This is a genomic window from Croceitalea vernalis (assembly GCF_031846405.1).
GTDB classification, from domain to species: Bacteria; Bacteroidota; Bacteroidia; order Flavobacteriales; family Flavobacteriaceae; genus Croceitalea; species Croceitalea vernalis.
On the sequence record NZ_JAVRHU010000001.1, the window covers coordinates 608,346 to 625,752 of the forward strand.

The following is a 17,407-nucleotide window of genomic DNA, read 5'->3' on the forward strand; positions in this document are numbered from 1 at the left end:
ATTACTTCTACTTGCTCTTTTTCCAATATTGCCATATAGCATTATCTCCATCATAATTGTTGCATTTACCTTTTTTAGTATTTGGTTATTTTGGGATGAAGGATTAGATAATTTTAGACTCCATGGCATTGCCCCTTTTCTTTATAACTCAGGGTTTTTTATATTACTTTGTTTAACCCTTTTTTATTCAGAAGATTATGGTCAAGGTTTAAAAACATTACAGGCAAGTATATCAATTTTAATACTTCCAATTGTGTTGATTTATTTTCAGCCAAAATACCTTGAAAGAGAACGAAACCTTATTTATATAGTGTTTGTTGGGGCGAATTTTCTATACGTTCTCTTACTAATAAATTACATGTTTGATAATGTAACAGAGTTTTGTTATCCAGAACTTAGCGAGCTTAGTATATTTCAAAAGTATTATTATGCTAAAGATGTGTCTTTTGATTTTTTACTTTGGTGCTCAGAGAATGTTAATAAGACATACCTTTTTGTTCACAAGGCATATATTTCATTAAGTTTTCTCTTCGCAAGTATATTGATAATTCACATGTTATCTAAAGGAAGAAATCCCAACTATGGAAAAATTCTATTGATAATTGCCTTAATTACATTCCTCTTTTTTGTAGTATATGTATACTCTATTATGAATATATTCTTAATGGCCGTTTTGTTACCTCTTTTTGTTTTTTTTAATCTTAAGAAAAGGAAGTTTTTAAAAATGTTCATTTCATCCTTTATTATGCTTTGTTGCATTTTCATTTGGAATATTGGTTTAAAAGGGACGACAGGCTCAAAAATCAAGGCTTTTCAGGCTCAAATAGAGCTTTTAAAGAAGGAAAAGCAGAATGATGGAATATTGGAAAGAGGGCTGTTAAATGAATGCAACATTGCCTTAGTAAGGAATAATTGGATTTTTGGAATTGGAATTGGTGATGTTCAAACCAAATTAGGGGAGTGCTATGTTGAAAAGAAAGAAGAAAATGATTATTTCCAAAAAGCATTTTTCAATAAGATGAATTCACATAATTACTACTACTTGTTACTTCAAAGTGGGGGTTTGTTTTTGCTAATTTCATTTTTAATTTTTGCTTTTTATAACATTAAACTTAGCATAAAGCACAAACACTACACTTATTTGTTTTTTTTAATCTTAATTATGTCTAATCTTTTTACAGAAAATATGCTATCTAGAATGTATGGGGTTGTTTTTTTCTCGTTATTCAACAATCTATTTTTTGCAGAAATAATTGAAAAAAGAAAAATAAATGGAGGTTAATCGCAAGTATTTTCTCGAAAAAAACTTTTTAATTTATTTGACAGGAAAAGGGGCTTCAGCTTTAATTTCCATTGCGTCTATTCCATTGTTTATAAGAATATATGGAGCGGCTAATTATGGTTCTTTTGTGCTCATATATTCATTTTTTCTTATGGCACTATCATTGTCCAACGGCTGGATAAATCAAGCAATGATTCGTTTTTTTCATGCAGATGAGAATCAATATTATTTTTTAAAGGATCTTAAAAAGCTTACTTTAATTTCAGCCTTAATAATAGGAAGCATACTAGTCTGCTTACTTTATTTTAAATACAGTGGGATTATAACACTGATAATCATTTTTCTTTGTTTTATACTTGGAAGTATCTACACATTTAAATTAGTAGAAAACCAAACTGTTATGCAACCTAAGAATGTTGTATTTGCTGAGGTTTTAAGGCTATCATTTTTTTTGGGCATTCCTTACCTACTTTATTATTTGGATTGGGGGACATTCATGTATCAATTGTTCTTTGGAATTCTTTTAGGTTATACTGCTGCATTTCTTTTTTTAAAATCAAAAGAGAAAACCTCTTTTGTATCAGAAAACAGAAAAAAAACAAGCATTAAAGAAATAGCAACCTATGGGATACCATTAAGCATATGGATGGTTTTTTCACCTACTACTAATGGTGTGGACAGGTATTTAATTGAATATTACTTAGGCGCAATTGCATTAGCGCAATATTCAGCCGTTTATGACATAGTTTTTAAGGTTTTTTCTCAACTTTCAATACCATTAAATAGTATAGTTCAACCGCTCTTAATGTATGCTCATAACAAAAAAGAGAATAAAATCTTTAGTAAAACCATTGGGAAAGCAGCTCTATATCTTTTGATTATTTTTATTGTGATTTTTTCTTTATTTAGTTTCTTTAAAGAACTGATTATCGTTCAATATCTCGGATTTGATGATAGAGAGGTTATTAACCAGCTAAAACTTGTATTTGAACCACTAATTATTAGCAGTTTTATTTGGCAGATAGGTATATTACTTCAAAAGAGATTAGAAGTTCAAAATAAGACGCTTACTATGGCTATTTTAATGTTACTTTCAGTCTCCTTGTCAGTATTGGCATCTATTTGGTTGATTCCTATTTATGGCTTTATTGCATCAGCTTATTTAATGTTGTTGACAAGTATATTGTATTCTAGTTTGGTTTTATTTATGATCTATAGAAAGTGAGAATGGATAAGAATCTTTTGTTGGGGTTAATTGAGAAGCAGTTTTTGTTTCTCTTTCCGTTGACGGTAATTTTTTTTAGTCCAACTAAATACTTTTTAGGCACCTTATCTTTACCTGATATCTTTATTTACGTTCAGCTAGTTGTTTTTATTTTTTATGCCCTTTTAAAAAACAGTTTTGTTTTAAATAAGGCAACAGTTTTATTTGTGGTGCTAATTATATTCTCTTTTATAACACTAGTTATTAATGAAAGTATTGATTTAACCCCTAAGTTTAAATACCAGCTCAGATGGTATAACTATTTTTTTGCATTTTTATTTACGATTAATTATATCAACAACATCAACTTCGGCAGTTTAAAAAAAGGAGTTTACTTGGCTACTTTCATAGTCTGTATTTATGGAATTGTGCAGACTGTTTTTATTAAACAAATGTTATTTACCATATTTTGGATTGACAATTTTCCAGATTATATAACCCAATCTTTTAGAACTTATTCTACATTTGATAATCCCCTTAATTTATGTTCGTTTTTAGCATTTCCTCTCGGATTACTTCAATATGAAGAGGTCAAAAAATTAAAGTTGAAAGTGCTTTTAGTTTTGATTTATGCAACCCTAATATTAACTGGGTCAAAAATCGCCTTAGTTCTTATTTTGGTTACCTTTTTAATCTATTTTAAAAAACACATAAAGACTATTATATATTCTTTAATCGCCGCACTATTGGTATTTTTTGTTCTTAGTAAAAACTTGGCATTTCAAGAGTTAGTAAAAACGACTAAAGTTTATGAAAGAATATCTGACCCTAAAATATTTGAGGGTAGTCTTAATCAAAGAAAATATATGCTGGAAGCCTCAATTCAAATGATGAAGGATAATCCAATTTGGGGAATTGGCTATGAAAATTTCGGAAAGGTTTATTTAAATGGATATAAGAATGAAAAGGCGGATAATGATGAGCAGTTTTTTACTGCAGAAAATTTTTTCCTTGATTTTCATTTAGACAATGGATTAATTCCTTTATTGATAATATTGCTGTTTTTAGCAGGAGTGTTTTTGACCTATTATATGAAGAAAGATTCCTTTAATAGTCAGTTAACTTTTCCAATAATACTTTATTTAATTACAGGTATGATTATGAGCGCTAGAAGCACACCATTATTATTCACATTTTTCTTTTTTCTTGCAGCCTATTTTAGGTTAAAACCAAAAATGGTGATCAACCTATGAAAGCTGAGATAGACATAATTATAGTTAATTTTTACTCTGAGGAACTGATAGAAACCTGTGTAAAATCAATTCAAAATTCAGATTTTGAAAACTATAATATTATAATAGTTGACAACGGATCTGATACAGAAATCTTATCAAACCTTACAAATGATAGGATTAAAGTTTTAACAAATAATGAAAATAAAGGTTTTGGGCATGCCTGTAATTCAGGTGCTAGAGAATCAGAAAGTGAAATTATATTGTTTTTAAATCCGGATACTCAGGTCAATAAAGACACCTTAAAAAATACAATATCATTTTTGACAAATAGATCTGAAATTGCTGTTATGGGCTGTCAGCAGACGGATGGACAGGGAAGCATCCATAAAACATGCGCCCGATTTGTTACTCGAAAGAATTATTTTGTTAAAACACTAAAACTTAATAAGCTATCAAAAAATATTTTTAAAAGTTATAGGATGGTTGATTGGGACCATAAGACATCTAGAGAAGTGAATCATGTAATGGGCTCTTTTTATGCTATAAAAAGAAGTCTATTCAATGAACTTTCCGGTTTTGATGAAGACTATTTTGTGTATTATGAAGATTTAGATTTATCGAAAAGAGTATATAATGCTGGAGGTAAAATTTATTTTAACTCTGAAATAAAAATATACCATGAGACAGGTGGCACATCAAAAAATATTAAAGCACAACGGCTTTTTTATTCATTAGATGCTCTGCTTACATATTCATCAAAGCATCTAAAAAATTCAAGTTATATTCCTATTTATTGCTCCGTATTGTTTTTAGAACCTATTTTTAGATTGGGAATTGCCTTATTAAAATTTAATAAAAGCGAAATTTTAAATACTTTAAAAGCATTTAGGCTGCTTTATATAAAAAGACTTTTAAAAAGATGAGTATTATATTCATGCCAAAATATACTGAAAAGGCCGCTAGCAGTCGCTATCGAACTTACCAGTATTTAAAATATTTCGACCAGAAAGAATTTAAGGTTTGCCCTCTTTTTGATGATTCATATGTTCCAGCAAAACATATATATGGCAAACAATCAAAGTCATATATAATTAAGCGGTATTTGCTAAGAATGGGAGTATTGTTGAAAATTTCAAATAGCGTTATTTTTTTAGAGAAAGAGTTTTTCCCTTACCTGCCTTTCATGCGATTAATTTTTAAATTAATGAAAGTCAAATATATAGTTGATTATGATGACGCCATTTTTCATAGATACGATCAAAATAAAAATATCTTTATTAAAGCATTTTTTAAAAATAAGATAGCCAATGTAATTAAAAATGCAAAAGGCGTTATAACAGGTAGCCCCTATCTTACCGAATACGCTTTGAAATTCAATAAAAATGTTTTTGAAATCCCTACTTCAATTGATTTTTCTCGCTATGAAAATGCCGCGAAGAGCAGCAATGTTGCTAACAAATTTATTATTGGTTGGATAGGTTCAAAAACAACTTCGATTAATTTAATTCCATTAATCCCAGTTTTTAAAGAGTTAAGTTTAAAAAGCATCCATTATGAATTGAGGTTTATTGGTTTTGATACGGAGCTTGAAAACAAGTTTAAAGGACTTCCGATTAGATTTATTAAATGGAGTAAATCCATAGAGATTAAAGAAATAGCAAACTTTTCATTAGGCATTATGCCATTGGATGATAATGACTTCAATAGAGGTAAGTGTGCTTTTAAATTGATTCAATATATGGCTTCGGGTGTTCCAACAATTTCCACACCATTCGAATCAAATAAAAAGGTTGATAGGGGCAACGGCAATCTTTTTGCTTCTACTAATGATGAATGGCTAAATTGTTTTGAAAGAGCTTACCGCAACCCCGAGGCATTTAAATCAGTTGGGTTTAAGAATAGACTTACTGTAAAAGAGTTTTATTCAATTCAATCAAACTCAGAACATCTTTTGGAATACATCCAAAAGATGCAGTCTTCATAGTTTTTGATTTTTAAATATGAAAAAAATATTTATTCTAGTAAATGTTGATTGGTTTTTTATTTCTCATAGATTGTGTCTAGCAGAAGAAGCTCTAAAAGATGGCTGGGAAGTATACGCTGCTGCTGGAGATACTGGAAGATCAAAAGAAATTGAGAATACGGGAATAACTTATTTTCCGCTTCCAATGAGTAGGTCTGGAATGAATATTTTTAATGAGTTAAAAACATTTAGGCAGATTTATACTTTATATAATAAAATAAAACCCGATGTAGTGCATCAAGTTGCTTTGAAACCAATTGTATATGGTTCTTTTATTGCAAAAACGATTAATATAAAAGGTGTGCTTAACTCATTTAGTGGCTTAGGATATGTTTTTACAGATAACCGTAAGAGTATTGCTCAGAGCTTAATTATTAAGCTTATGAAGTATAGTTTTAAGCGACCGAACACTCAATTTATATTTCAAAATAAAGACGATTTTTTAGAACTTTCGAATTTTGGAATTTTTAATGAATCAAATATGATTAATTTTATAAAAGGTTCAGGAGTTGATTTAAAAAAATTTAGTTTCGTCCCACAACCTAGTAATAGCAAGATTCAAATATTGTTTGCTGCTAGAATGTTATTGGATAAAGGAATTGATGAGTTAAGAAGAGCGACAGAATTATTGAAAGACCGATATTTTCAAAAGGTAACATTCATATTAGCTGGGATGATTGATGAAGAAAACAAGGCAGGTGTTTCAGAATCATATTTATTAGACTGGGCAGACAATAGCTATGTGAAATGGATTGGTTTTCAAAAAGATATGATTAGTCTTGTTTCAAGTTCTGACATTGTTGTTTTGCCTTCTTATCGAGAAGGAATGCCCAAGTCTTTAATTGAAGCATGCGCAATAGGAAGACCAATTGTAACCACTAACGTCATAGGATGCAGGGAGTGCGTTATAGAAGGAGAAAATGGATTTTTAGTTCCAATTAAATCTTATGTTGAACTTGCAGAAAAATTAGAAATTCTTATTCTTAATAAGGCAATGAGAGTATCAATGGGCGCCAATTCTAGGAAAAAAGCAGAAGAAGAATTTGGATTAAAAAAAGTAGTTAATAAACATTTAGAGATATATTCAGACTTACTTGAGAAAGTATAATAGATAATTATGGATAAAAAAATTATTTTTTTAGGCTTGAACGAACTTAATTTTGAGTACATAGAATATTACATTGACAAAGGGTTTTTACCTAACATTGGTAAAATTATAAATAAACATGGTTATCAGGAAACAGCATCAGAATCTCAATACAAATTATTAGAGCCTTGGATTCAATGGGTTACGATACATACTGGAAAGACCTTTAAGGAGCATAATATTTTTAGGTTAGGAGATATAGTAAATAATAAGGATGTTAAACAATTTTTTGAATTAATTGAAGACAGGGGCTATAGCGTTGGTGCAGTTAGTCCATTTAACGCTGATAATAGGCTTAAAGACCCTTCTTTTTTTGTACCCGACCCTTGGACAAAGACGGAAGCAAGTGGAGAAAAATACCTTAAAGCAGCGGCCAAAGCAGTATCCCAAGCCGTAAATGATAATGCTTCTGAAAAGATATCTCTGAACTCCATTATATCTTTACTTATTGGATTTATTAGAACTGTTCCCATTTCTAAATATTCTCAATATTTAAAGCTTGCAAGCCAAATCAAATCTAAAGTAGGTATTAAGGCTATATTGCTCGATAAATTATTAGGAGATTTTTTCATAAAATCTTGGAGCCAAAAAAAACCAGACTTTTCCCTTTTGTTTTTAAATACTGGAGCTCATTTTCAGCACCATTACATGTTTAATTCATTGGCTTATAAGGGTAAATTAAAAAACCCTGAATGGTATTGCCCAGAATCTCAAGACCCTCTTTTATTGATTTTGAAAGAGTACGATATGATAATTGAACGATTACTTAAAAAAGGCACTAGAATTATTATTTGTACAGGACTACATCAGAAGCCGCATAGTAAGAACACATATTATTGGAGACTAAATGCACATAAAAATTTCTTAGAGGAGGAAATGAAAATTAAGGGTATTAAGGCTGTTACGCCAAGAATGTCAAGAGATTTTCTTATTACCTTTGAGTCAAAGGAGCAGGCATTAGAAGCCCAAAATGCTTTGGAAGAATATAAGGCCAAGAAAGATAATCAAAGAATATTCGAAGTTGATAATAGAGGCTTTGATCTTTTTGTGGAATTGATTTATGCTGATGATATACAAAATTCATTTGAAATCGTTGGAACCAAAACAATTTCTGATTTTAAAAAACATGTATCATTTGTTGCGATTAAGAACGGAGAACATGATGGTATAGGATATTATTTAGATACTCAGTTTGTTAAGAATAAATCAAAAGAGCGAATTCCGCTTAAGAATGTATTCGAGAAAGTAATGAATACCTTCCCTTAAACTAATGTAAATGAATTAGTATGATTTCCATTCTTTTCTTTATTGGATCATTTTTGCTTACATATTTGGCCTTACCCTCCATTATAAAGCTTGTTGAGGATAAACGTCTTATGGACAATCCTAATAGTAGAAGCTCTCATAAAATTAAAACTCCAACTTTAGGTGGAATAGCATTTTTTATTACCTTAATTTTTGTTCTTTTCTTTTTAAGATCTTGGGAAATTAATGACGAAGGAATATATATTATTCCGGGTTTGACCATTTTGTTTTTTATAGGCTTAAAAGATGATTTGGTAGTTCTTTCTCCATTAACTAAGATAATTGCTCAAATTTTAGCCGTAAGTTTTGTTTTATCCAATGATAGTTTTATGATTGAGACTTTTAATGGATTCCTCAGAATAAACGAGATACCTTATTATGCCTATCTGGTTATAGGATCATTTATAATGATTACCATAATAAATGCATATAACCTTATAGATGGGATAGACGGTTTAGCATCAATCGTAGGCATAGCCATTTTAATTCTTTACACAACAATATTTTATATAACAAAACAATATTTTTTCGCTTTACTATGTGTTAGTCTAAATGGTAGTTTAATGGCGTTTTTTGGGTACAATACTTCTACCTCTTCTAATAAAAAAATATTTATGGGAGATACAGGTTCCTTGATTGTTGGTTATATAATAAGCATATTAACCATGAAATTTCTAGCTTTACCTGCCGAGTCATATGATGAATTGCCTTTTCTTTTGGAAAATGTTCCTTTAATAGCTATCAGTATAATTATTGTCCCACTTTTTGATACAGCTAGAGTATTTGCCATTAGATTGGCAGATAAGAAAAGTCCTTTTTCTCCTGATAGAAATCACATGCACCATGTAATTGTTGACTATTTGAATTTGTCGCACAGACAAGCTAGTTTTTTAATAGGAGGAGGGAATATATTTTTTGTTGTCCTTTTTGTGATATTAGGAAGTACAGCTAAGAATTTGGGCATGGTAATTATGTTAGTTTCAGTTTCATTATTTATCGGATATATTTTATTCAGATACAATTACAGTTTTAAGGTTTTGAAGAAAAAAATAATCCTCAGGAATTTATTTGAAAAGCTTACTTTAAAGTCAAAGAAGAACGATAAAAAAGGAAATATAAAAGATTGAAAAAAACATTAATAACTGGAGCAGCGGGTTTTCTTGGATCTCATCTTTGTGATCGTTTCATTTCAGAAGGGCATCATGTAATAGGCATGGATAATCTTATTACAGGTGATATCAAAAATATTGCCCATCTTTTTCCTTTAGAGCGTTTTGAATTTCATCATCATGATGTATCCACTTTTGTACACCTAGAAGGTGACTTGGATTATATATTGCATTTTGCGTCACCGGCAAGCCCTATAGATTATTTAAAAATACCAATTGAAACGTTGAAAGTTGGTTCTTTGGGCACCTTGAATTTATTGGGCCTGGCCAAAGAGAAGGGAGCAAGAATTCTGGTAGCTTCCACCTCAGAAGTATATGGTGACCCTCTGGTACATCCACAAAATGAAGAGTATTATGGCAACGTGAGCCCCATTGGTCCTCGTGGGGTGTATGACGAGGCAAAAAGGTTTATGGAGTCTATTACAATGGCCTATCATCGCCACCACGGACTTGACACCCGAATCGTACGTATCTTCAACACCTATGGCTCTAGAATGCGTTTAAATGACGGACGTGTTGTGCCAGCATTTATGGGTCAAGCTTTAAGGGGAGAAGACTTAACTGTTTTTGGTGATGGTTCTCAAACCAGGTCATTTACATACATTGATGATCAAGTAGAGGGTATTTTCCGATTATTAATGAGCGATTACGTTGAACCTGTCAATATTGGAAATCCGGATGAAACAACAATTAAAGAATTTGCAGAAGAAATTATTAAACTAACGGGCACTAATCAAAAGATTGTTCATAAACCTTTGCCAAAAGACGACCCTTTGCAACGACAACCCGATATTACCAGAGCAAAAGAAATTTTGAATTGGGAACCAAAAGTTCATCGTTCAGAAGGTTTAAAAAACGTCTTTGAATATTTTAAATCTTTATCTAAAGAAGAATTACAAAAAAAAGAACATCGTGATTTTACTAAGAATTCATGAAGTAAGACTTTTTCAAATCCTATTTTTACCAAAATTTAAATAATGAATATCCTTATTCTAGGTTCAGGTGGTCGTGAGCATGCATTAGCTTGGAAATTAGCACAAAGCCCAAAGCCCATTAATCTTTATGTTGCTCCCGGTAATGCTGGGACTGATGTTATGGCAGAAAATATTGCAATTTCAGTTAATGATTTTGAATCTTTGAAGGACATCGTTAAAGAAAAAGAAATTGAAATGGTCATTGTTGGACCAGAAGATCCACTGGTTAATGGGGTTCATGATTTCTTTTTAAATGATGTCGAATTAAAAGATGTGCTTGTGGTTGGCCCACAAAAATTGGCAGCTACACTTGAAGGTAGTAAAGAGTTTGCCAAAGAATTTATGATGCGCCATCATATTCCAACAGCGGCTTATCAAAGCTTTGGAAAAAATGATGTAGAAGACGGGTATAAATTTTTAGAATCTTTGCAGCCTCCTTATGTATTGAAGGCAGATGGGTTAGCTGCAGGAAAGGGGGTCTTAATTTTAAATGATTTAAACGAAGCAAAACAAGAATTAAGAACAATGTTGGTCGATGCCAAATTCGGAGTGGCTAGTAATAAAGTAGTAATTGAAGAATTTTTAGATGGGATTGAGCTGAGCTGTTTTGTGCTTACAGATGGATTAAATTATAAAATATTACCTGAGGCCAAAGATTATAAAAGAATAGGCGAAGGTGATAAAGGACTAAATACAGGTGGGATGGGAGCTATTTCGCCTGTTCCTTTTGCAGATAAATCCTTTATGTATAAAGTAGAAGAGCAAATTGTTAGACCTACCGTAGAAGGCCTTAAAAAAGATAATATTCCATACGTTGGATTTATTTTTATTGGACTTATCAAGGTAAATGGTGATCCTAAAGTAATTGAATATAATGTGCGTATGGGCGATCCAGAAACTGAAGTGGTGATTCCTCGTATAAAAAATGATTTAGTTGACGTTTTCCATTCTCTTAAAACACAATCATTGAATCAAATAGACTTAGAAGTTGATGAAAGAACCGCGGTTACTGTAATGACTGTTTCTGGCGGTTATCCTGAGGCCTATGAAAAAGGTAAAGAGATAACAGGGCTAGATACTAAGAACGAGTCAATATTATTCCATGCCGGAACAACAAGAAAAAATAATAAAACCGTTACAAATGGAGGACGAGTAATAGCCGTAACATCATATGGAAAGGACTTCAAAGAAGCATTAACAACTTCATATGGTAATGTAGACCTATTTGAGTTTGAAGGCAAATATTACAGAAAAGATATAGGTTTTGACCTATAACAAATATTCCAATAAATCGAGATTTTTAAAGGTATGAATGCGAAGTACTAGTTTTATCTTCTTCTCCATTATCGTTAAAGATTTTCAACTGCCCCATCCAATAAAGCATCGCTATAAAGCCAATAATCATAAATAACCAGTTGACCATATTGGACGACCACCAACTTTCCATAAATCTAAGAAAATCGTACGGTGCGAAAAGTACGTTTACAAATAAGTCTTGTATGCCGTAAAAAAATGAACTCATCTTAAGTATATTTATGATGCAAAAATACGAAAAGCAAAGATGATATCAAGTTTTTTTAGTAAAACAAAGCCTATTAACTATTTAGTCACCCTAGGCTTTAGCGCTTTGCTTTATCTAATTCTCGGTTTAATTTCATTGAATAGTACTTTTGAGTTTGAGCCAGTTTTGATAAAATTTACAGGCCTTGTATTTCTCCTAATCACGTTTTTCACTATTAATCCAATTCTAAAGGCAGATAAATTAGCAGATTTAACCTCATTTAGCATGCTTTTTTATGCGCTTCTTCTAGCTTTATTTTTACCAATTCTAGAAAATGAAAAAGTTATTGTTAGTAATTTTTTGATTTTGCTTTCAACGGATAAAGTGCTATCATTAAAGTTTGACAAAAATGTTAAGTATAAAATATTTGAAGCTTCTCTTTGTGTTTTTATAGCATCTCTTTTGGTAGAATGGACTATAGTTTTTCTAATACCCATTTACATTGGTGTTTATGTTTATTGTTCAACACAACTAAGAAACTGGCTAATGCCTATTGCCGCTCTCGGAGCATTGCTTTTAGGCCTAGGATGTTATTGTTCATTGTTTAATGATTGGGTTTTTATAGAAGCTCAATACACCTTTAAACTTAAATACACCTTTGATTATAGAAATTATTTTTCTTTGGCCGGTTATTTACTAGTAGTCTTAATTGTAATTGCGATAACCTTAGTTAAGTTGGGTAATAGAGGAATAGGCAGAATACTCTCCTTAAGACTTCTATTTTCTTATTTTGTCATTGGAATTATATTAGTTTTTATTTCTGATGAATATGGGTTATCTGCTGTCATGTTTACTTTTTTTTCTGCTAGTGTTTATATCACAAATTATCTCGAAACAGTTCAAAATAAAAGATTTAAAGAATTTTTTCTTACCGCTCTTGTATTAGGATGTTTAATTACATCAGTTTTCTACCTAATTCAATAATGTATCTTTGCAAAAAATACAACACATGTTCAGTTCAAAGGCTAATGCTATTTTTGAAGAAAGTATAAATAATTATCATGTTTTAGATGAAGTTGACCAACCATTTAACAATACTTATGAGAGCGGAAGTATTGAGCATTTGTTATATCGTAAAAATTGGATTGATACCGTTCAATGGCATTATGAAGATATTATAAGAGACCCAAATATAGAGCCGGTAGCAGCGCTAAAGTTAAAACGTCAAATTGATGCCAGTAATCAAGATAGAACAGATTTAGTAGAATATATTGACAGCTATTTTTTAGATAAATATAACGAAGTCGAAATTTTAGAAAGTGCAGGAATTAATACTGAAAGCCCTGCATGGGCTATTGATAGGCTATCTATTTTAGCTTTGAAAATTTATCACATGCAAGAAGAGGTTAATCGTAAAGACGCTACCGAAGAACATATACAAACATGTGCAAAAAAACTTGAAATTCTTTTAGAACAAAAGAAGGATTTATCTGCAGCTATTGATGAATTGTTAGAAGATATTTCTAAAGGGAAAAAATTTATGAAGGTGTATAAACAGATGAAGATGTATAATGATGATGAATTAAACCCAGTGCTGCGTGGGCAAAAAGAATAGCATCCAACATCTTTTAATTATTCGTCTTTCAGCCATGGGTGACGTGGCAATGCTAGTACCGGTTATTTTAGAGCTTGTTAAAATACATCCTCAACTTCAAATTACCATACTTACTCGTAAAAGATTTGAACCCATTTTCGAAGAAATACCTAATATTTCAATTTTTCCTGCTGATGTAAAAACTAAGCATAAAGGAATTTTTGGTCTCTTTCGACTATATAGAACATTGTTGAAATTACAACTAGACGCTGTGGCTGATACACATAATGTTCTCCGTAGTTCTATTTTGAAGTGTTTTTTTAAGTTTTCAGGGATTCCCTTTATTCAAATCAATAAAGGGAGAAAAGAAAAAAAACTTTTAACGAAAAAAATAAATAAAGTTTTCAAACCTTTAAAAACAACTCATGAACGTTATGCCGATGTCTTTAAGGCATTGGGGCTTCCGATAACTATTTCTCAAAACAACAAATTAACAAAGCCTAAACAACCTGTAACAACTAAGATTAATCTTAAGAATGATGTTAAGTTAGTTGGGGTTGCTCCTTTTGCCGCTCATAAGAGTAAGATGTATCCTTTGTCCATGATGGAGGAGGTTCTAGCACTTTTAATCAATGAAAAGAATTATCAAGTTGTGTTGTTTGGAGGAGGCTCAGAAGAAGAAGCTATACTTCAAGATATGGCTGATAAATTAGGTGATAAAGTAATTAATACGGTAGGTAAGCTTTCTTTTAAAGAGGAATTGGCACTCATCTCAAATCTTAATGTCATGCTCGCTATGGATAGTGGTAATGGACATTTGGCAGCAAACTATGGGGTTGAGGTAGTCACTTTATGGGGAGTAACACACCCCTATGCCGGTTTTGCTCCATACGGTCAGTCAATTGAAAATTCTATTTGTGCGGATAGACAAAAATACCCTTTAATCCCAACTTCAGTTTATGGGAATAAATTTCCGGAAGGCTATGATAAAGCTATGGAAACAATTGCCCCTACTCATGTTTTCAAAACTATTGTTGAGCTAGGCAAAAGCAATAATTAAGCCATTACTTTTTGAGAAATAGAATAAAAATAATAGCGAAGTTGTTGTAAATATTGTTGTGTCAAACCTCTGTTATTTCCTTCTACCATCAAAGTTCTTACACCAAAATAAGAGGAGATAATATGATTAGCAGCACTTTCACAGTCAACATGATGGTTAACATAACCATCTAATTGTCCTTTTCTCAAAAGTGAGGTTAAATTAATTTCCCAAATCTTTAAAATATCTAACAAATATTTATTGATTTTAGAGTTTCTATTATTAAACTCGTTAATAAAATTTGCTAAAATAAACCCATGGTCAGAGGTGCTTTTCAATACACTGTTAAGATTATCTTCAAACATGTCTAAAATCAGCGGGAAAGGGCTTTGTTTGTATGCTGCTGGCTCAATGAGAAGGTCCAATGTACGCTGTAGGATGAGATTTTGAGAAATACTAATAAAAAAGTCTTCTTTAGACTGAAAGTGATGTTTAAAAACTTCATCTGTAATAGATAAGTTTTGAATTATATCATTTAAAGAAGTATTGTAATAGCCGTTTTTGTAAAAAAGCTCTAACCCTTTAGCTCTCATTAGGTGAAGCATTTTACTATTTTCTAAGGTAATTTCCATAAGATTTGGTTTCTGAAATTAGAATACTAAGTAGGTTTGTTTTACAAATTTCAGAACAAATATTTGTAAGATAAATCTTATAGGTCAATCAACATTTAAAATCGGTATCCGGTAAAAAATGAGCATTTTTTGGAGTTTATCTACTTTTGAGGAATCATCTTATCGATGAAACTAACCAATAATCGAGATAAATAAAAAAGCCGAAAATTATAGAATCTTCGGCTTTTTTAGATTGGATTACTTCTTAACAACACCCTCCGCCATCATAATGAAAAGTTGATTCGCTTATAAAAATATCATCTCTTCCTATAGAGGCTAATGCACCAGCGGTTTTATCACAAACGGCTAAAGGCTGATTTTTCAATAAAACATGGCCTTTTTTATCATCAAAATAGTCTTCATCACCATAATATATAGCGGCTTTACCGGTAAACACACAAGGTCCGTCTTCTGGCATAGGGTCTTTAATGGCTGCCACTTCAATAGATTCTATATAAATCAGTTCTTCTGTTGGATATGCGCCAGGAGCTAAAATGCGATATGGTTTTCTTGCTCTAATTTCAATTGTACCAAAGCCAACATCGGTTAAGGCCTTTACATATTGCTTAATAGGCAAACTTCCGCTTAAGCAAAGTGCTCTTAATCTATCATCATTCCTAAGTGTTGTATTCATTTCTTGCTCACAGGTAGGATCACTCATGACCAATTTACCATGTGGTTTAAGAACTCGATACATTTCTTCAATAGCCCGTTTTAGATCTTCTTCTTTGAAAATATTAAATAGGCAGTTTTGTGCGGCAACATCAATAGTATTATCCTCGACAGGCAGATTTAATGCATCCCCTTTTTTAAGGTCTACGAATTCAGATTTAAACCAATCATTTTCTTCCTCAGCCGTTTTAAAGTTTTTACGACTAGCTTCTAACATTTCATCAACAACATCAACACCTACAACACCTCCTTTTTGACGATTGAAATAAGAAAACTGTAATAGTTCCATACCTCCTCCAACACCAACATAGAGCATTTTAGGGTTGTTTGATAAATCACGAGCATGAACAGTGCTACCGCACCCATAGTTCATCTCTTGCATAATTTTAGGAATCTTTAGCCCTGGTAATTCCCAAATAGGATTTGTGGTACAGCAAAGACCGACATCTGGTGTTAAAGCTGCTTCTCTATATAAGTCGTTTGTTGCTTCTAAATAGCTCATATTTTCGTTTTATTCTTAAAGTTCTGTTTTAATCCGTTATGCAACCGTACCTTGGCAACTACTACCAGCACCGGCGGTACAACCATAACAATGTTGAGATATGATAATATTTCTGTCGTTTAATACATCTTCATTATAATCTTTAATGTGCTTGACCTTGCTGGCTACTTTTAAATCTAGCATTTGGTTAAAATCACAATCATAAAGCCATCCATCCCAACTAATTGAAATAGTATTAGTGCACATCACGTTTGCTACGGCCGAAGGGTTATAAGCTTCAACAAGAGCATACATATAGTCCTCATAATTTTCTGATGCAATCAGATAATCTAAAAAACGTGCAATAGGCAAATTGGTTATAGCAAAAAGATTATGAAACTGTATTCCAAAATCTTCATCCAAGGCCTTTTTGAAGTCTTTTTCCATTGCTGCTTGGTCTCCTGGTAAATACGCCCCTGAAGGATTATAAACCAAATCAAGCCTTAAATCACTTTCTGGCATACCGTATCCTCTTTCATTTAGTTCTTGCAGCGCTTTAATAGACTTATCAAAAACACCATCTCCTCTTTGCTTATCGGTTTTACCTCTAGTATAGTGAGGCATGGATGATATCACATGAACATTATGCTTTTTAAAAAAGTCAGGTAAATCATAATACTTTTTATTTGCACGTATAATTGTAAGATTCGAACGTACAATAAAGTCTTTAATTCCAGCTTTAGCAGCCTCTTCTACAAACCAGCGAAAATCAGGATTCATTTCAGGAGCCCCTCCAGTTAAATCTAAAGTATGTGCCCCAGTATTTTTTATAACTTCCAAGCAAAGCCGCATGGTTTCGCGGGTCATAATCTCTTTACGATCTGGTCCAGCATCAACATGGCAGTGTTCACAAACTTGATTACACATGTAACCAACGTTAATCTGTAAAATTTCCAACTTTTTAGGGCGAAGCGGAAAATGACCTATTTCAGAAATTTTATCTTTAAAATAGGGTAATTCACCCTCGGCAAAAATACCACCATCTAAGATTTCAAGCTGTTTGTTAGTCACCGCTAATTCATTCTCTCTTGCTTTGAGAGATTTCTGCAT

17 protein-coding genes are annotated in these 17,407 nt (G+C 31.8%); 13 read left to right on the forward strand and 4 right to left on the reverse strand.

Translation table 11 applies throughout. The annotated features are described in order from the left end of the window. Positions 1-28: 28 nt before the first annotated feature. The 10 genes from RM520_RS02650 to purD are packed head-to-tail and all read left to right on the forward strand — an operon-like array spanning position 29 to position 11,614. Positions 29-1,282, forward strand: coding sequence for an O-antigen ligase family protein (locus RM520_RS02650; protein ID WP_311386869.1), 1,254 nt, complete (start codon positions 29-31; stop codon positions 1,280-1,282). Continuing rightward, the gene (locus tag RM520_RS02655) at positions 1,272-2,507 is read left to right on the forward strand and encodes a lipopolysaccharide biosynthesis protein (protein ID WP_311386870.1); all 1,236 of its coding nucleotides are present in this window, start codon (positions 1,272-1,274) and stop codon (positions 2,505-2,507) included. Before RM520_RS02650 ends, RM520_RS02655 begins: the two co-directional genes overlap by 11 nt. Positions 2,508-2,509: 2 nt before the next feature. Then, positions 2,510-3,739, forward strand: a complete 1,230-nt coding sequence (locus tag RM520_RS02660) for an O-antigen ligase family protein (RefSeq protein ID WP_311386871.1) — start codon at positions 2,510-2,512, stop codon at positions 3,737-3,739. After that, complete coding sequence (locus tag RM520_RS02665; RefSeq protein ID WP_311386872.1) at positions 3,736-4,644, forward strand: glycosyltransferase family 2 protein; 909 nt, start codon at positions 3,736-3,738, stop codon at positions 4,642-4,644. Before RM520_RS02660 ends, RM520_RS02665 begins: the two co-directional genes overlap by 4 nt. Continuing rightward, entirely contained in the window at positions 4,641-5,705 is a 1,065-nt protein-coding gene (locus RM520_RS02670; protein ID WP_311386873.1) for a glycosyltransferase family protein, read from the forward strand. The genes RM520_RS02665 and RM520_RS02670 overlap by 4 nt, the downstream gene beginning before the upstream one ends. Before the next feature lie 16 nt (positions 5,706-5,721). Further along, positions 5,722-6,852 (forward strand): glycosyltransferase family 4 protein, encoded by a 1,131-nt coding sequence (locus RM520_RS02675; protein WP_311386874.1) that lies wholly within the window; start codon positions 5,722-5,724, stop codon positions 6,850-6,852. Positions 6,853-6,861: 9 nt separating this feature from the next. Beyond that, entirely contained in the window at positions 6,862-8,157 is a 1,296-nt protein-coding gene (locus RM520_RS02680; RefSeq protein WP_311386875.1) for a hypothetical protein, read from the forward strand. 20 nt (positions 8,158-8,177) lie between these two features. Then, positions 8,178-9,323: a glycosyltransferase family 4 protein gene (locus RM520_RS02685; RefSeq protein ID WP_311384165.1), complete on the forward strand. Its 1,146-nt coding sequence runs from the start codon at positions 8,178-8,180 to the stop codon at positions 9,321-9,323. Next, positions 9,320-10,300 carry a UDP-glucuronic acid decarboxylase family protein gene (locus tag RM520_RS02690; protein ID WP_311386877.1) on the forward strand — a complete coding sequence of 327 codons (981 nt, stop codon included), beginning with the start codon at positions 9,320-9,322 and terminating at the stop codon, positions 10,298-10,300. Before RM520_RS02685 ends, RM520_RS02690 begins: the two co-directional genes overlap by 4 nt. 42 nt (positions 10,301-10,342) lie before the next feature. Next, positions 10,343-11,614 (forward strand): phosphoribosylamine--glycine ligase, encoded by a 1,272-nt coding sequence (gene purD, locus RM520_RS02695; RefSeq protein WP_311386878.1) that lies wholly within the window; start codon positions 10,343-10,345, stop codon positions 11,612-11,614. 25 nt (positions 11,615-11,639) lie between these two features. Here purD and RM520_RS02700 read toward each other — a convergent pair whose 3' ends face one another. Further along, positions 11,640-11,861, reverse strand: coding sequence for a DUF6341 family protein (locus RM520_RS02700; RefSeq protein WP_311386879.1), 222 nt, complete (start codon positions 11,859-11,861; stop codon positions 11,640-11,642). Between the two features lie 39 nt (positions 11,862-11,900). Here RM520_RS02700 and RM520_RS02705 point away from each other — a divergent pair, with 39 nt between their 5' ends. From RM520_RS02705 to RM520_RS02715, 3 genes are read left to right on the forward strand one after another with little or no spacing between them, the layout of a single operon-like run. Beyond that, positions 11,901-12,824 carry a hypothetical protein gene (locus RM520_RS02705; RefSeq protein ID WP_311386880.1) on the forward strand — a complete coding sequence of 308 codons (924 nt, stop codon included), beginning with the start codon at positions 11,901-11,903 and terminating at the stop codon, positions 12,822-12,824. A gap of 25 nt (positions 12,825-12,849) precedes the next feature. Continuing rightward, positions 12,850-13,455: a DUF4254 domain-containing protein gene (locus tag RM520_RS02710; protein WP_311384170.1), complete on the forward strand. Its 606-nt coding sequence runs from the start codon at positions 12,850-12,852 to the stop codon at positions 13,453-13,455. Next, positions 13,439-14,494 (forward strand): glycosyltransferase family 9 protein, encoded by a 1,056-nt coding sequence (locus RM520_RS02715; protein WP_311386881.1) that lies wholly within the window; start codon positions 13,439-13,441, stop codon positions 14,492-14,494. Before RM520_RS02710 ends, RM520_RS02715 begins: the two co-directional genes overlap by 17 nt. Here RM520_RS02715 and RM520_RS02720 read toward each other — a convergent pair. The 3 genes from RM520_RS02720 to arsS form a co-directional block, all read right to left on the reverse strand. Further along, positions 14,491-15,105: a TetR/AcrR family transcriptional regulator gene (locus RM520_RS02720; protein WP_311384172.1), complete on the reverse strand. Its 615-nt coding sequence runs from the start codon at positions 15,103-15,105 to the stop codon at positions 14,491-14,493. The genes RM520_RS02715 and RM520_RS02720 overlap by 4 nt on opposite strands. Before the next feature lie 244 nt (positions 15,106-15,349). Continuing rightward, positions 15,350-16,318, reverse strand: a complete 969-nt coding sequence (arsM, locus tag RM520_RS02725) for an arsenosugar biosynthesis arsenite methyltransferase ArsM (protein ID WP_311384173.1) — start codon at positions 16,316-16,318, stop codon at positions 15,350-15,352. 36 nt (positions 16,319-16,354) lie between these two features. Then, positions 16,355-17,407: an arsenosugar biosynthesis radical SAM (seleno)protein ArsS gene (arsS, locus tag RM520_RS02730; RefSeq protein WP_311384174.1), complete on the reverse strand. Its 1,053-nt coding sequence runs from the start codon at positions 17,405-17,407 to the stop codon at positions 16,355-16,357.

Bases quoted from the DNA above. Each gene is read 5' to 3' on its own strand.
- purD (WP_311386878.1), top strand. From the start codon at position 10,343: ATGAATATCCTTATTCTAGGTTCAGGTGGTCGTGAGCATGCATTAGCT.
- RM520_RS02665 (WP_311386872.1), top strand. From the start codon at position 3,736: ATGAAAGCTGAGATAGACATAATTATAGTTAATTTTTACTCTGAGGAA.
- RM520_RS02670 (WP_311386873.1), top strand. From the start codon at position 4,641: ATGAGTATTATATTCATGCCAAAATATACTGAAAAGGCCGCTAGCAGT.
- RM520_RS02720 (WP_311384172.1), bottom strand. From the start codon at position 15,105: ATGGAAATTACCTTAGAAAATAGTAAAATGCTTCACCTAATGAGAGCT.
- RM520_RS02710 (WP_311384170.1), top strand. From the start codon at position 12,850: ATGTTCAGTTCAAAGGCTAATGCTATTTTTGAAGAAAGTATAAATAAT.
- RM520_RS02660 (WP_311386871.1), top strand. From the start codon at position 2,510: ATGGATAAGAATCTTTTGTTGGGGTTAATTGAGAAGCAGTTTTTGTTT.
- arsM (WP_311384173.1), bottom strand. From the start codon at position 16,318: ATGAGCTATTTAGAAGCAACAAACGACTTATATAGAGAAGCAGCTTTA.
- RM520_RS02675 (WP_311386874.1), top strand. From the start codon at position 5,722: ATGAAAAAAATATTTATTCTAGTAAATGTTGATTGGTTTTTTATTTCT.
- RM520_RS02655 (WP_311386870.1), top strand. From the start codon at position 1,272: ATGGAGGTTAATCGCAAGTATTTTCTCGAAAAAAACTTTTTAATTTAT.
- RM520_RS02705 (WP_311386880.1), top strand. From the start codon at position 11,901: ATGATATCAAGTTTTTTTAGTAAAACAAAGCCTATTAACTATTTAGTC.
- arsS (WP_311384174.1), bottom strand. From the start codon at position 17,407: ATGCAGAAATCTCTCAAAGCAAGAGAGAATGAATTAGCGGTGACTAAC.
- RM520_RS02680 (WP_311386875.1), top strand. From the start codon at position 6,862: ATGGATAAAAAAATTATTTTTTTAGGCTTGAACGAACTTAATTTTGAG.
- RM520_RS02700 (WP_311386879.1), bottom strand. From the start codon at position 11,861: ATGAGTTCATTTTTTTACGGCATACAAGACTTATTTGTAAACGTACTT.
- RM520_RS02685 (WP_311384165.1), top strand. From the start codon at position 8,178: ATGATTTCCATTCTTTTCTTTATTGGATCATTTTTGCTTACATATTTG.